12 protein-coding genes are annotated in these 13,915 nt (G+C 66.5%); 8 read left to right on the forward strand and 4 right to left on the reverse strand.

The genetic code is table 11. The features are described 5' to 3' along the window. Positions 1 to 206 precede the first annotated feature (206 nt). The 3 genes from dksA to CO669_RS03450 all read left to right on the forward strand — a co-directional run bounded on the left by dksA (position 207) and on the right by CO669_RS03450 (position 2,888). A complete protein-coding gene (dksA, locus tag CO669_RS03440) occupies positions 207 to 572 on the forward strand; it encodes an RNA polymerase-binding protein DksA (RefSeq protein WP_008554760.1) in 366 nt (121 codons plus the stop codon). Positions 573 to 865: 293 nt separating this feature from the next. Further along, on the forward strand, positions 866 to 1,666 hold the full coding sequence (locus tag CO669_RS03445) for a phytanoyl-CoA dioxygenase family protein (RefSeq protein ID WP_502694451.1): 801 nt from the start codon (positions 866 to 868) through the stop codon (positions 1,664 to 1,666). 442 nt (positions 1,667 to 2,108) lie between these two features. After that, entirely contained in the window at positions 2,109 to 2,888 is a 780-nt protein-coding gene (locus CO669_RS03450) for a 2-keto-4-pentenoate hydratase (protein WP_097658008.1), read from the forward strand. 262 nt (positions 2,889 to 3,150) lie between these two features. Here CO669_RS03450 and flgH read toward each other — a convergent pair whose 3' ends face one another. Genes flgH through flgF form a run of 4 tightly spaced genes read right to left on the reverse strand, consistent with a single transcriptional unit; the run spans position 3,151 to position 6,635 of the window. Then, on the reverse strand, positions 3,151 to 3,915 hold the full coding sequence (flgH, locus tag CO669_RS03455) for a flagellar basal body L-ring protein FlgH (protein WP_097658010.1): 765 nt from the start codon (positions 3,913 to 3,915) through the stop codon (positions 3,151 to 3,153). A gap of 9 nt (positions 3,916 to 3,924) precedes the next feature. Next, the gene (gene flgA, locus CO669_RS03460) at positions 3,925 to 5,058 is read right to left on the reverse strand and encodes a flagellar basal body P-ring formation chaperone FlgA (protein WP_198963810.1); all 1,134 of its coding nucleotides are present in this window, start codon (positions 5,056 to 5,058) and stop codon (positions 3,925 to 3,927) included. A 10-nt stretch (positions 5,059 to 5,068) separates the two neighbouring features. Next, the gene (flgG, locus tag CO669_RS03465; RefSeq protein WP_091965437.1) at positions 5,069 to 5,857 is read right to left on the reverse strand and encodes a flagellar basal-body rod protein FlgG; all 789 of its coding nucleotides are present in this window, start codon (positions 5,855 to 5,857) and stop codon (positions 5,069 to 5,071) included. A 16-nt stretch (positions 5,858 to 5,873) separates the two neighbouring features. Next, on the reverse strand, positions 5,874 to 6,635 hold the full coding sequence (flgF, locus tag CO669_RS03470) for a flagellar basal-body rod protein FlgF (protein WP_097658012.1): 762 nt from the start codon (positions 6,633 to 6,635) through the stop codon (positions 5,874 to 5,876). A gap of 379 nt (positions 6,636 to 7,014) precedes the next feature. Between flgF and fliL the strand changes: the two genes are divergently transcribed. From fliL to CO669_RS03495, 5 genes are all read left to right on the forward strand, one after another. Then, positions 7,015 to 7,515 (forward strand): flagellar basal body-associated protein FliL, encoded by a 501-nt coding sequence (gene fliL / locus CO669_RS03475; protein ID WP_097658014.1) that lies wholly within the window; start codon positions 7,015 to 7,017, stop codon positions 7,513 to 7,515. Between the two features lie 30 nt (positions 7,516 to 7,545). Further along, a complete protein-coding gene (gene fliM / locus CO669_RS03480; RefSeq protein ID WP_097658016.1) occupies positions 7,546 to 8,748 on the forward strand; it encodes a flagellar motor switch protein FliM in 1,203 nt (400 codons plus the stop codon). Next, positions 8,745 to 9,191, forward strand: a complete 447-nt coding sequence (locus CO669_RS03485; RefSeq protein WP_097658018.1) for a DUF6468 domain-containing protein — start codon at positions 8,745 to 8,747, stop codon at positions 9,189 to 9,191. The genes fliM and CO669_RS03485 overlap by 4 nt, the downstream gene beginning before the upstream one ends. Positions 9,192 to 9,200: 9 nt before the next feature. Further along, on the forward strand, positions 9,201 to 9,968 hold the full coding sequence (locus CO669_RS03490) for a MotE family protein (protein WP_097658020.1): 768 nt from the start codon (positions 9,201 to 9,203) through the stop codon (positions 9,966 to 9,968). A gap of 103 nt (positions 9,969 to 10,071) precedes the next feature. Then, a complete protein-coding gene (locus CO669_RS03495; RefSeq protein ID WP_198963811.1) occupies positions 10,072 to 13,842 on the forward strand; it encodes a tetratricopeptide repeat protein in 3,771 nt (1,256 codons plus the stop codon). Positions 13,843 to 13,915: the final 73 nt, after the last annotated feature.

Consider the following 13,915-nt stretch of genomic DNA (forward strand, 5'->3'; position numbering starts at 1 on the left):
CGCCCCCGATCCCTTCAGGATAAACCTTCCTGTGCAAGGGCTTGGGGGCGCCAGCCGGACGGTGAGGGAAATATTGTCTGTCACAGGAGGCCACTATATAAGGCGCGGTTCAACGGACCCTGTTTCCGTTGCGAGTCGTTGCTTAGACAGATAGGCCTCCCTTGGAAAAGTTGAAAAACTACCGACCGACCGAAAAAGAGCCTTTCATGAACGACCGGCAGAAGGAGTACTTCCGTTTGAAGCTCCTCGCCTGGAAGGATGAGATCCTCAAAGAGTCCAAGCTCACCCTGCAGGCCCTGCAGGAGGAGAACGTGAACCACCCCGATCTCGCCGATCGGGCATCGTCCGAAACCGACCGTGCCATCGAGCTCCGTGCCCGCGACCGCCAGCGCAAGCTGATCGCCAAGATCGACGCTGCGCTCCAGCGGATCGAGGACAACACCTACGGCTATTGCGAGGACACCGGCGAGCCGATCTCTCTGAAGCGGCTCGAAGCCCGGCCCATCGCCACGCTCTCGGTGGAAGCGCAGGAGCGCCACGAGAAACGCGAGAAGGTCTATCGCGACGAATAGAGACGGAGCCGCAGAGATGCGGCTCTTTTGTTTTGTGGCGTAGGGTGCCCCGTTTCGCACCGCGCTCCGCATTTTGCCTGCGGCTTGAATGTCGCTTGTCCGGCGCGTAGATTCGCGCCGCCATGATGATTTGCACCCTCAACATCGCATCGGTCTTCTTCCTGGGCTGAGCGCAGGCGCCTCCGCGGCGGAGGCATTGCGTCCCGCAAGCTGAATTTGCGGATTCCCGACCGATAGCCAGCCGGTCCGCAGCGAGCGGACGATGAGGGCTGGCGAGCAATTGAGAGATCATCATGACTGTCAGCCCGCGCGCGCTCGACGACGCGCAAATCACCCAATTCATTCGCGACGGCTTCGTCCGGATCGACCATGCCTTCCCTCGTGAGCTCGCCGAGGCGGCGCGTGCCATCATGTGGCGCGACCTGCCGTGCAGCGAGCACGACCCTGCGACCTGGACCCGGCCCGTGGTGCGGTTGCCCTATTATGGCGACCCGCCGTTCCGCGATGCCTTCAACACGGCAAGACTCCATGCCGCGTTCGACCAGATCGTCGGGCAGGGCCGATGGCGGCCGCGACGCGACGTCGGTACCTTTCCGGTGCGATTTCCCCATCCGGACGACCCTGGCGATGCCGGCTGGCATGTCGATCTCAGCTTTCCCGGCGAGGATTGGAACGCGGACGAAGCGCAGGATTACTCGGCCTGGCGCGTCAACATCACCTCGCGGGGGCGGGCGCTGCTGCTGCTGTTCCTGTTCTCCGATGTCGGCGCCGACGATGCGCCGACGCGGATCCGGGTCGGCTCGCACCTGCCGATGGCGCGCTACCTGGCGCCGGCCGGCGATGCGGGGCGGGCGCATATGAGGCTCGAGCAGATGGGGGCCGACTGTCCGGTCGTGTTCGCGACCGGTGCGGCCGGCACCGTCTATCTCTGCCATCCCTTCCTGGTCCATGCCGCGCAGAAGCATCGGGGAACGCGACCGCGCTTCCTGGCGCAGCCGCCGCTGCATCTGGCCGAGCCGTACCGGCTGCAGCGGAGCGAGGGGGATTACTCGCCGGTCGAGCTCGCCATTCGCAGTGCGCTTGGACGCAATTGACGGACGCGATGGCTTTGCACTCGGCGTTGCGGCGGGTTCCTCTGCCGCAACGCCGCCGTCGCGCGATGCCGATTGCAGGGATTGCGAAAAATGAATCGGGATCAATGGGCTAGAGTCAGATCCTGCGTGCTCACGTGAGTTCACATGAGAAAAAGCCTTCACTTCAAGTGCGGAGAGTTTTGCGAGTCGCATCAACGAGATCGACTGGCATCTTGAGACGGCGGCGCAGCCGCTTCGCGCATCGCTGCAATCAGGGGTCTCGTGCCGCGCAGGCGCGTGGGCCCTGGCGCGTGGCTCCATAAAGACCGGGCCAGCTCAATTTTTCCTTAAGCGGCGGCAGCACCCCGTATTCGGCCCGGCATCGCGCCGTCCAGCGCTTGTCAGGCGCGGACGGGAATGCTGAACTGAGGCGCAATGTTGCGTAAGCGTGGGAGCGGCGCCGATGGACAGGATTCTCGAAGCTGCCAAGGCGATCGCGCTGGCGCGCCGCAATCATGCGCCGCTTGCGGCGCTGGAGCGCCCGCCGGCCGATGAAGCCGAGGGCTATCAGGTCCAGCGCGCGCTGCACGATCTGCTGCTGGCGCATGCCGGGCCGCTGGTTGGCTACAAGATCGGCTGCACCAGCCAGGTGATGCAGGACTATATCGGCATCCCCCACCCCTGCGGCGGCGGCGTGTTCCAGAAGGGTGTGCACGACAGCGGCGCCAAGCTTGCCGCCTCCAACTATGTCCGGGTCGGCGTCGAATGCGAGATCGCGGTCCGGCTGAAGCGCGACCTGGCTGCCGGCGAGGCGCCGTTCACGGCCGAATGGGTCGGGGAGGCGGTCGAGTCCTATCACCCCGCGATCGAGATCGTCGACGACCGCTATGTGAAGTGGGAGACGATGGGCGCCCCGACGCTGATCGCCGACGATTTCTTCGCGGCGGGCTGCGTGCTGGGGCCCCAGGTTCCGCGCTCCTCGGTGCCGGACCTGCGGGCGGTCAAGGGCCGCGCAATTCTCAACGGCGAGGAGGCCAGCCACGGCACCGGCGCCGACGTGCTCGGTCATCCCCACAACGCGCTCGCCTGGCTCGCCAACCACCTCGCCGCCGAGGGCAAGGGCCTGCATGCGGGACAGCTCGTGCTCACCGGCAGCCTGGTCAAGACGCTGTGGCTGAAGGCCGGCGACAAGGTGCGGATGGAGCTGGACGGGCTGGGCGTGGTCGAGGCGGAGTTTACGTGAGGGGGCAGGTTCCGCCGCCGTCTTTGCGAGGAGCGAAGCGACGAAGCAATCCAGGATCGTTCCGCGGAGACAGCCTGGATTGCTTCGCTGCGCTCGCAATGACGCGGATGGGGCGTCGCTCTCGTGGACCATCCGACGCGTGGCCGCCATATCACCACGCCAAAATACATGCGGCCCTTGCCAGGGGAGCTAGCAAGGGCCGCGTCGTACATCGTCGTTCGCGCCTAGGTTCGCGAACACGATGTGGGAGCTCGGGAGAAGCTTAGAAGGGCAGCAGCACGTCCATCACTTGCTGGCCGTAGCGCGGCTGCTGCACGTCCATGATCTGGCCGCGGCCGCCATAGGCGATGCGGGCCTGTGCGATCTTGGTGGAATCGATGGTGTTGTCGCTCTGGATGTCTTCGGGGCGGACGATGCCGGCGACCACGAGCTCGCGGATCTCGTAATTGACGCGGATCTCCTGCTTGCCCTCGACCACGAGGTTGCCGTTCGGCAGCACCTGGGTGACCACGGCGGCGACGTTGGTCTGCAGGGCTTCGGTGCGGTTGACCGAGCCCTTGCCGTCGCTGGAGGCGGAGGAGTCGGCCGTGAGGATGCGGCCGGGCAGCACCTTCTGCGCCTGCGCGCCGAGGGTCTTGGCGCCGATGAAGTCGGTGATCCCCGAATCTTCCGAATTGGTGCGGCTGCGCTGGGTCTCGTTGGCGATGTTGGCCTTGTCCGTGATGTTCACGGTCACGGTCAGGAGGTCGCCGACCTGGCGGGCGCGCTGGTCCTTGAAGAAGGCGCGGCTGCCGTTGCGCCACAGCGAGTTCGGATTGTAGGAGGCGACTTCCGGCTTCGGCATCGGCATCTGCACCGGCTTATAGCCCGGCTGCGTGGTCGGATTGTCGATCGCCGAGAGCTTCGGCTGCTCGCCGATCTGCGACAGGCGGTCGATCGAGGAGCAGCCGCCCAGCGCGCTAGCTGCCAGCAGCAGTGCGGAGATCGCGATGCGACGAAGACGGTAAGCCGAACTGAAAGCGGACATGACGAACTCTTACTTGGCTTGAGCTTGCGAGACGCGAGCTTGCGGGATCTGGGCTTCTGCGATCTGGGCCGGCGAGGCCGGGGCCTGCACCAGGTTGCGGAGGAGAGCTGCGGTGTCGACCGGGGCGGGCGCCTCGTCGCGCTTGAGCGAGGAGGTCTGCTCGACCGCCGGCGCCATCGGTGCGGACTGGCTCGCGCCCTGGATTGTCACCTGGCCGCGGCCGGTGACGACGCCGGTCAGCGTGCGCTTGGATTGCAGATTGAGCACGCTGACGGTGTCGCCCTCGGCGCCGCTCTCGATCGCCTTGCCGCGCGTGGTGAGGTAGAGGCCGGGCGCCTGGAAGATCACGGTCACGGCCTGGTCGCGCACCACGAAGTCGGGCTTGACGATGTCGGCGGCACGAAGCGGCGTGCCCGCGCGCATCGGCCGGCGCAGCTGCATGCCGACGCTGCGGTCGCGCGAGGCGGGCTCGCCGGTGACCTCGGCCTTCGGCCGGCGCTCCAGCGCGACGTCGGAAGCCTTCAGCGTATCGGTGCGGTCGATGTCGCGCGTCAGCACGGCCACTTCCACCGTCTCGATCGCGGTGCCGGAGAAGCGCAGCTTGGTCGGGGTCGGATTGTTGTCGTTGGCGATCTCGAAGGCGATGTCGAAACGGCCGCTGCGGGCGTCGTAGCGGGTTCCGACCGGCTGCAGCGCGCCGGTGTTGGAGGCGTCCAGCCGCATCTCGGCGACGCCGCGGTCGAAGGTGACGGTGATGTTGGCGGCATCTCCGAGGCCGAAGCGGCGCTCGAGCGCGGCGGCAACGGCATTTTCCAGATCCTTGTTCGCCAGCGTGCGGGCGAGGCGGGTGACCTGGACCTCCTTGATCTCGCCGGTCATCACCCCGATCACCTGCTTGGCGCGGAGCACCGACAGCACCTGTCCGACCGTCAGCGTGCCGGTCGTGCCGAGATCGGGCGAGCGGTAGACCGGGATCAGCGCGGCCGATCCGGCATTGTCGATGAGATCGCCGACCCGCACCACGTCCGAGGTCACGGTGACGCTCGCGCGCAGCGTCGGCGAGGCGATGAAGTCGTCCGCGGCCGCCGCCGGCAGGGCCAGCGCGACAAGGGCGGAGATCGTGGCGAGGGTGGTGCGGATCATCGTCATCACCTCAGCGGAACAGCGCCGTGGTCGATTGCATCATCTGGTCGGCGGCGCTGATCACTTTGGCGTTCATCTCGTAGGCGCGCTGGGCGGCGATCAGGTCGCTCATCTCCGAGACGACGTCGACATTGGCCTGCTCGAGGCTGCCTTGCGTGATCTTGCCGTAGCCCTCGGAGTTCGCGGTGCCGTCCTGCGGCGGGCCGGACGAGGGGGTCTCGGTGAACTGGTTGCTGCCGACCGGCTGCAGGCCCGCCTTGTTGATGAAGCGGGTCACGCCGATCTGGCCGACGATCGAGGAGGTCGACGAGCCCGGCAGCGTCACCGAGACCTGGCCCTGCTCGCTCACCGAGATGCCGGAGGCGTTGTTCGGGATCGTGATCGTCGGCTGCACCGGGTTGCCCTGGGCGGTGACGACGCGGCCCTGATTGTCCATCTGGAAGGTGCCGTCGCGGGTGTACTGGTAGGTGCCGTCGGGCATCAGGATCTTGAAGAAGCCTTCGCCGGACATCGCGAGGTCGAGATCGTTGCCGGTCTGCGACAGCGTGCCCTGGGTCATGCTGCGCGGCGTGCCGACGGTCTTGACGCCGCCGCCGATGTCGACGCCGACGGGCAGGATGGTGCCCTGGTCCGAGGCCTGCGCGCCGACGCGGCGCACGTGCTCGTAGATCAGGTCCTGGAACGCCGCGGTCTGCTTCTTGAAGCCGGTGGTGCGGAGGTTGGCGATGTTGTTGGAGATCACCTGAACGTTGAGTTCCTGTGCCGCCATTCCGGTCGCTGCGGTGTGAAGCGCCTGCATGTCAGTTCTCTCCTAATCAGGCCGGAACGTCGGCGAGCTTTTCGATCGCCGATTTGTGGAGGTCGCTCTGCTGCTGCAGCAGGTTGGCGATGGCGGTGTAGCTGCGCATGACCTCGACCATGCGGGTCATCTCGCCGACCGAATTCACGTTCGACTTCTCGATGTAGCCCTGCTGCACGGTGGACTTGGTGTCGGCCTGCTGGGTCGCGGAGCCGGCGCTGTAGAGGTTGGCGCCGAGCTTGGTCAGCTTGGTCGGATCGTCGAACGAGGTCATGCGGATCTTGCCGCGGATCGAGTCGGTCTTGGCGGTGCCTTCGAGCACCGTGATGGTGCCGTCGGGCGCGACGTTGATGTCGTGATCGGTCGGCTGGAAGGTGATCGGGCCGCCGGTGCCGAGCACCAGATTGCCGTCCGAGGTGACGAGCTGGCCGGTGCTGTTGAGCGAGAATTTGCCGTCGCGGGTGAACATTTCGCCGCCATTGGCCTGCACCGCGAAATAGGCGTTGCCGCTGATCGCCATGTCGAGCGGGTTCTTGGTCGGCTCCATCGGCCCCTGGCCGATGTCGCGGTAGGTGCCGCGGTCCTGCACATAGGAGACCCGGCGGTCCGCGCCGATGAAATTGTCCTCACGCGCGTTCGAGTTGAGGTACTCCTCGAACAGCGAATGATCGGCCTTGAAGCCGTTGGTGTTGGCATTGGCGACGTTGTTGGCGACGACATCCATCTGCCGTTCCAACGTCATCTGCCGTGACAAGCCGATCAGAAGCGCGTTCTGCATCGGATGATCTCCCCTGAGTGGGACCTGCCATTTCGCTCTCCCAAGCGCCTTGGCGGACCCCGTGAACGAGACCGCCTGGTTCTCCCAAACCGTCCGGTCTCGGGCCTCTCTCAGCGAAAGCCGTGCCAACTCTGAAAAATGAGATATTTCAACTGGTTGCCGATTTTTGGGAGGCGCGAGAGGGCGGCAGAAAGGGTCTGTTAGCCATGTTTGCCCGGCAGATTTTTCCTAGCTGAGGCCCAATCGAAAGATTCCGTTAACCATTATTACCGTAGCGTTTGCCATGAAGAGGAGCGCATTGCGCCGGGGCATTTGTATCGCGTCACTGTCTTGAGGCTTCGCTCTTTCGACCCCTTTGAGAGATCCGGGCGCGGCGACCATGGCAGAGAATGAAGCAGAAGGCGGCGCAGCCGCCGAGGGCGCGGAAGCCGCTCCGCCGAAGAACAAGCTGAAGCTCATCATCATGGCCGTCGGCCTGCTTGCCATCCTCGGCGGCGGTGCTGCGACCTGGTTCTTCTTCTTCCGTCACGGCGACGACGAGCACCATGCCGAGGCCGCCCCTCCGCCGAAGCCGCCGGCCTTCGTTGACGTCCCCGACATGATGGTCAACCTCGCCGGCGCGCCGGGCGAGCGCGTGCAATATCTGCGTCTGAAGATCGTGCTGGAGCTGAAGGAAGAGAAGCAGATCGAGGCGATCAAGCCGACGATGCCGCGCGTCACCGACATCTTCCAGACCTATGTGCGCGAGCTGCGCCCCTCCGACCTCAACGGTTCCGCCGGCATCTTCCGCCTCAAGGAGGAGCTGACCAAGCGCGTCAACGCGGCGGTCGCCCCGATCCAGGTCAGCGCGGTGCTGTTCAAGGAAGTCGTGATCCAGTGAAGACGCTGCGGAAGGGGACGGGCTAGCGTCATGGCCGGCAACGAGCAAATGGACCAGGATGCGATTGCCGCCCAATGGGAGGCGTCGCTCGATTCCGAGGATCCCGCGGAGGCCGCAAAGGCCGCTGCCGAAAACGAACTATCCGAAACCATGGCCCTGCAATGGGCGGCGATGGTCGAGGACGGCAGCCGCGACCTCGGCAGCGGCAAGAACTCAGGCGAGCGGGTGCTGTCGCAGGAGGAGATCGACAATCTCCTCGGCTTCACCGTCGGCGACGTCACGCTGGACGACCATTCCGGCATCCGCGCGATCATCGATTCGGCGATGGTCTCCTACGAGCGTCTGCCGATGCTCGAAATCGTCTTCGACCGCCTGGTGCGGTTGATGACGACGAGCTTGCGCAATTTCACCTCCGACAACGTCGAAGTCTCGCTCGACCGCATCACCTCGGTGCGTTTCGGCGACTACATGAACTCGATCCCGCTGCCCGCCGTCCTCACCGTCTTCAAGGCCGAGGAGTGGGAAAATTTCGGCATGGCGACGGTCGATTCCAACCTGATCTATTCGATGATCGACGTGCTGCTCGGCGGCCGCCGCGGCACCAGCCAGCTCCGCATCGAGGGCCGGCCCTACACCACGATCGAGACCGAGCTGGTCAAGCGGCTGGTCGAGGTGGTGCTGGCCGATGCCGAGCAGGCGTTCCGGCCGCTCTCGCCGGTGACCTTCACGATCGACCGGCTCGAGACCAATCCGCGTTTCGCCGCGATCAGCCGTCCCGCCAATGCCGCGATCCTGGTGCGCCTGCGCATCGACATGGAAGACCGCGGCGGCAACGTCGAGCTGCTGCTGCCTTATGCGACCATCGAGCCGATCCGGGGCGTCCTGCTCCAGATGTTCATGGGCGAAAAGTTCGGCCGCGATCCGGTCTGGGAAGGCCATTTCGCCACCGAGATCGTGCAGGCCGAGATCGCCGTCGATGCCGTGCTCTACGAGGCCGACATCCCGCTCAAGCAGCTGATGCGGCTCAAGGTCGGCGACACGCTGCCGCTGGACATGCGCGCGGACGCCAACGTCACCGTGCGCTGCGGCGACGTCACGCTGACCGAGGGGCGGATGGGCCGGGTCGGCGACCGCGTCGCGATCCGCGTGACGAAACCCTTGCGCAAGCCAAGTACGACACTTGCGATGTTCGAGAGGGTGGACGAGCAGAACAAGATGATGGAGGCCCCATGAACCACTCCCTGGGAATGGCGATCGAGACGCTGGTGGCTATCCTGTTGATGCTGACGATCGTCTATTGCGTCATGCTCAACAAGCGCCTGACGCGGCTGAAGGCGGACGAGCATTCGCTGAAGGCGGTGATCGGCGAGCTGATCACCGCAACCGAGATAGCCGAGCGCGCGATCGGCGGCCTGAAGCTGGCCGTGCGCGACGTCAACGAGAATCTCGGCAGCCAGCTCGCCGCGGCGACGCAGATGTCGGACCAGCTCTACAAGCAGCTCGGCGAAGCCGACAACGTGGTGCGGCGCCTGTCCAAGATCGCGATCGCCGCGCGCCCCGTCACCAATCCGGAGATGGCTGCCGCGCCCGCACCGAAGCCGTCGACCGCGAAGGCGGTGGCGGCTGCGGCCGAAGCCTTCTCCGAGCGCCGACGATCCAACGGCCTTGCCGCGTGAAGTGAGGATATGAAATCCTTCCGTAACATCCGCGTCATTCCGGTCGTCCTGGTTGCCGTCGCCGGCCTCGCCACGCTGAAGGTGGCGGGCCTCGTGATCAATGGCGGCTATGTCTTCGACTACAAGCCGAACCAGACCAAGAAATCCTGGGCGCAGGAAAATCTGAACTTCCCGACCGGCCGCGAGGAGCCGGAGATCATCACCGGCTCGACCCATGGCGCGCCGAAGGAGGCGCCCAAGCCCGCCGCGCCCGAGACCAAGCCCGAGGGCGGCACCCCCGTCAAAATCGAGGAAGGCCAGCCGCAGGTCTCGGCCTCCGAGCGCGCGATCCTCGAGCGGTTGCAGGCGCGCCGCCAGGAGATCGAGGCCCGCCAGCGCGAGATCGACATCCGCGAGAGCCTGCTCAAATCGGCCGAGAAGCGCATCGAAGGCAAGGTCGAGGAGATGAAGGCGGTGGAAACCCGCATCACCGCGACGCAGGCCGAGCAGAAGGCCGCCGAAGCCCAGCGCATGAAGGGCCTCGTGACCATGTACGAGGGCATGAAGCCGAAGGACGCCGCACGGGTGTTCGACCGGCTGGAGATGGGCGTGCTGATCGAGATCGCCTCGGCGATCGCGCCGCGAAAGATGTCGGACATCATGGGCCTGATGTCGCCGGAAGCGGCCGAGAAGCTGACCGTCGAGATGGCCCGCCGTGCCAATGGCGGCGGCGAACAGTCGGCCTCGGCCGGCGATCTGCCCAAGATCGACGGCAAGCCGACGCAAAAGCCGAATTGAGGGCTCATACTTAAGAAGTCCTTAATTGGCAAAACCTTACAGTCGAGGGCAGGGGCCGGCATCAGTGCCGCCGTGCACCGTCGAAACGGAAGACATGCTGCCAATGGCGCAGAAGGCTGCCGATGGATTGTGGTCGCGAGCCCGCGCTTTGGCGCCGGGGCTGTCGCGTCATGTCCGCGCGGCGAGCGTGCTGGCGGTCTGCGTGCTGATCGGCCTCGGCGCACCCAGCCGCGCGGCTGATCCCGTCAGGGGCGAGGCGACCTTTTCGGCCGGCGGCGGCTTTGCCCGTCTCGTCATCAAGCTCGGCGAGGACGTGCCTTCCGAGGTGACGACCGCGGGCTCCATCCTCATCATCCGCTTCGACCGGCCCGTCGACGTTCCCGTCGACCGCGTGCCGGAAGGCGCGCCCGATTACGTCAATTCAGCGCGCCGCGATCCCGATGGTGGCGCCATCCGCCTGTCGCTGGCGCGGCGCGTCACCGTCAACACCATGAACGCCGGCGAGCGCACCTTCGTCGACCTCCTGCCCGAGGGCTGGAAGGGGGCGCCGCCGAGCCTGCCCATGGACGTGGTCAAGGAGCTCGCCGAGCGCGCCCGCGTGGCCGAGCGCGCGCTGCGCGCCCAGCGCGCCGCGGCGGAGAGCAAGAAGCGTCCGCAGATCCGCGTGCGTGCCTCGGTGCAGCCGACCTTCGTGCGCTTCGTGTTCGAGATGCCCGACGGCGTCGGTGTGTCCTCCGTGCTGAACGAGCAGAAGCTCACGCTCGCCTTCAACGCCAACCTCAATTTCGATCTCGCCGACGCGGTCGTCGCCGCGCCGCCCAACGTCGCCTCGATCAAGCAGAAGGCCGACATCGACCAGACCAACGTCGAGATCGCGCTGATCGGCGATTCCGACGTGCATTCGTTCCGCGACGAGAAGAACTACGTCGTCGACGTCTCCTTCCAGCCCGACCGGGGCAAGGCCGCCGCGACGCCCGAGGCGGCGATCGCGCAGATGAAGCCCGCAGGTCACGGACCGGCGCCGGCTCCCGAGAAGCCCGCGGCCGAGAAGCCGAAGGACGCCCATCGCGACATCACGCCGCCGACATCCGAGACGATCGCGCGCGAAGCCAAGATCGAGGTGAAGCCCGACGCCAAGCCCGAGGTGAAGCCCGAGGTGAAGCCGGAAGCACCCGCCGCGATGCCGTCCGCGGAAGCGCCGAAGCCGGCGCCGGCGCCCGCGACTGAGGCTGCGCACGGTGCGGAAGCGCCCAAAGAAGCTCCCAAGGACGTTGCCAAGGACGTTGCCAAGGACGTTCCGAAGGAAGCTGCGAAACCGGCGCCTGCCGAGGCTTCGGCCGCACCGGCCAAGCCCGCGCCTGCCGACGAGGCCGCGAAGGAGCCGGTCAAGGAAGCTCCCAAAGAAGCCCCCAAGCCTGCGCCGCAGCCGACCATCGCCAGCGTCGATGCGCGCCGTGACAGCGATGGCTTGCGCGTGACGTTCCCGATCCAGGTCACGACGCCTGCGGCGTCGTTCCGCCGCGGCGATACGGTGTGGCTGGTGTTCGATACGCCGAAGCCGATTGACGTCGAGGCGATCCGCACCAGGGGCGGCGCGATGATCGGCGAGGTCGGCCGCATCCCGCTCGACAAGGGGCAGGCGGTGCGCATCCGTCTCACCCGCCCGCTGGTTTACTCGCTGGCGAGCGAGGAGGTCGGCAAGGAAACCAACTGGCTCCTCACGCTGGCGGACAAGATCCAGACGACGCCGCTGCCGTTGATGATGTCGCGCAACATCACCGACCCCGCGCTCGCCAACATCGCGATCCCCTTCGCCAATCCGGGCCAGCTGCACAAGCTCACCGATCCTGATGCCGGCGACACGCTCTATGTCGTCACCGCGCAGCGGCCGGTGCGCGGCTTCATCAAGCGGCAGGACCTCGTCGATCTCTCGCTGCTGGAATCCGCGCACGGCATCGCGATCCGGCCGAACTCGGACGAGATCGGCGTCGAGGTCGGCCTCGACAAGGTGATCCTCGGCAAGAAGGGCGGACTGACGCTGTCGCCGGTCGACATCTCGGCCGAGCGGGCGCCGACCGCGGTACGGCCGGTCTTCAGCCCGGAAGGCTGGCGCAAGGGCCAGTCGGAAAACTTCATGGCGCGTCAGAGTGATCTGATCACGGCCATCTCCAACGTCGAGCCGGCGCTGCGCTCGCTGCCGCGGCTCGATCTCGCGCAGTTCTACATGTCGCGCGCGATGTATCACGAGGCCAAGGCCGTCACCGAGCTGATGTTGAGCGATCCGCTCAACAAGGAGGAGAGCGGCGCGCTGATCATGCATGCGATCGCCAGCATCCTGATCGGCCGGCCGTCGCAGGGCCTGAAGGACCTCGCCAATCCCGTGATCGGCAACAGCCACGATTCCCAGCTCTGGAAGGCGCTCGCCTATGCGCGCCAGGGCAAATGGGCGGACGCGCGCGAGAAGTTCAAGAACGTCGAATTCGCCATCGCCTCGCTGCCGCTCGACATCCAGCGCATCGTGACGATGGACGCGATGCGCGCCTCGCTCGAGGTCAAGGACTATGCCGGCGCCTCCAAGCGCCGCAGCGAGCTCGAAGTGGTCGGCGTCTCGCCCGAGGCTGCGCCCGGCTTCGCCGTGCTGCGCGGCCGGCTCGCCGAGGCGCTCGGCCACGACAAGGACGCGCTCGACGACTACAAGTTCGCAGCCGCTTCGGCCGATCGGCCGGCCGCGGCCGAGGCCAAGCAGCTCGAGGTCGCGCTGCGGCAGAAGCGCGACGAGATCGGCAAGGAAGACGCGCTGCGCGAGCTCGAGACCCTGTCCATGACCTGGCGCGGCGACTCGATCGAGGTCAAGACGCTCCAGATGCTGTCGCGGATGTATGCCGACAGCGGGCGCTACCGCGACGCGCTCACCGCGGCGCGCACCGCGACGAGGCTTCAGCCCAACGCGGAAGCCTCGCGTCAGGCGCAGGATCTCGCCTCCGAGCTGTTCACGCAGATTTTCCTGGGACCGAAGGGCGACGAGCTGCCGCCGGTCGAGGCGCTCGGGATGTTCTACGAATTCCGCGAGCTGACGCCGATCGGCCGCCGCGGCGACGAGCTGATCCGCCGTCTCGCCGACCGTCTCGCCTCGATCGACCTGCTCGACCAGGCCGCCGAGCTCCTGCAATACCAGGTCGATCACCGCCTCGAAGGCGCCGCGCGTGCCCAGGTCGCCGCGCGCCTCGCCATGATCTATCTCGCCAACCGCAAGCCGGACATGGCGATCTCGGCGCTGCGGGCGAGCCGCATCAGCGATCTCTCCGGCGAGCTCAGGCAGCAGCGCCTGCTGCTGGAAGCGCGCGCGCAGAGCGACGTCGGCCGTCACGACCTCGCGCTCGACATCGTCTCCAACGTCTCCGGCCGCGAAGTGCTTCGCCTGCGCTCCGACATCTTCTGGGCGGCGCGGCGCTGGCGCGAGTCCGCCGAGCAGATCGAGCTCTATTACGGCGAGCGCTTCCGCGACTTCAAGCCGCTCAACACGGTGGAGAAGAGCGACATCATCCGCGCCGCCGTCGGCTATGCGCTGGCCGACGACTCGATCGGCCTGTCGCGCTTCCGCGAGAAATACGCGCCGCTGATGAGCGAGAGCGCCGACCGTCTCGCCTTCGACATCGCCAGCAAGCCGGCCGCGGCCTCCAGCGCTGAATTCGCCGAGATCGCCAAGCTGGCCGCCAGCGTCGACACCCTCGACGGCTTCCTGCGCGAGATGAAGCAGCGCTTCCCCGACGCCACCGCCCGCGCGCCCGGCTCGCCGCAGGCCAAGGACGAAGCCGAGCACACCGGCTCGCTGCCGACGATCCCGGTGGTGCGGCAGATCAAGATGACGCGGTAGGGCCGACCGCCCCGCGGGGCGGCCCGTGATGCCGCCGCATTCTCCGTCATTGCGAGCACAGCGAAGCAATCCA

It is taken from the genome of Bradyrhizobium sp. Y36 (assembly GCF_002531575.1).
Classification (GTDB): Bacteria; Pseudomonadota; Alphaproteobacteria; order Rhizobiales; family Xanthobacteraceae; genus Bradyrhizobium.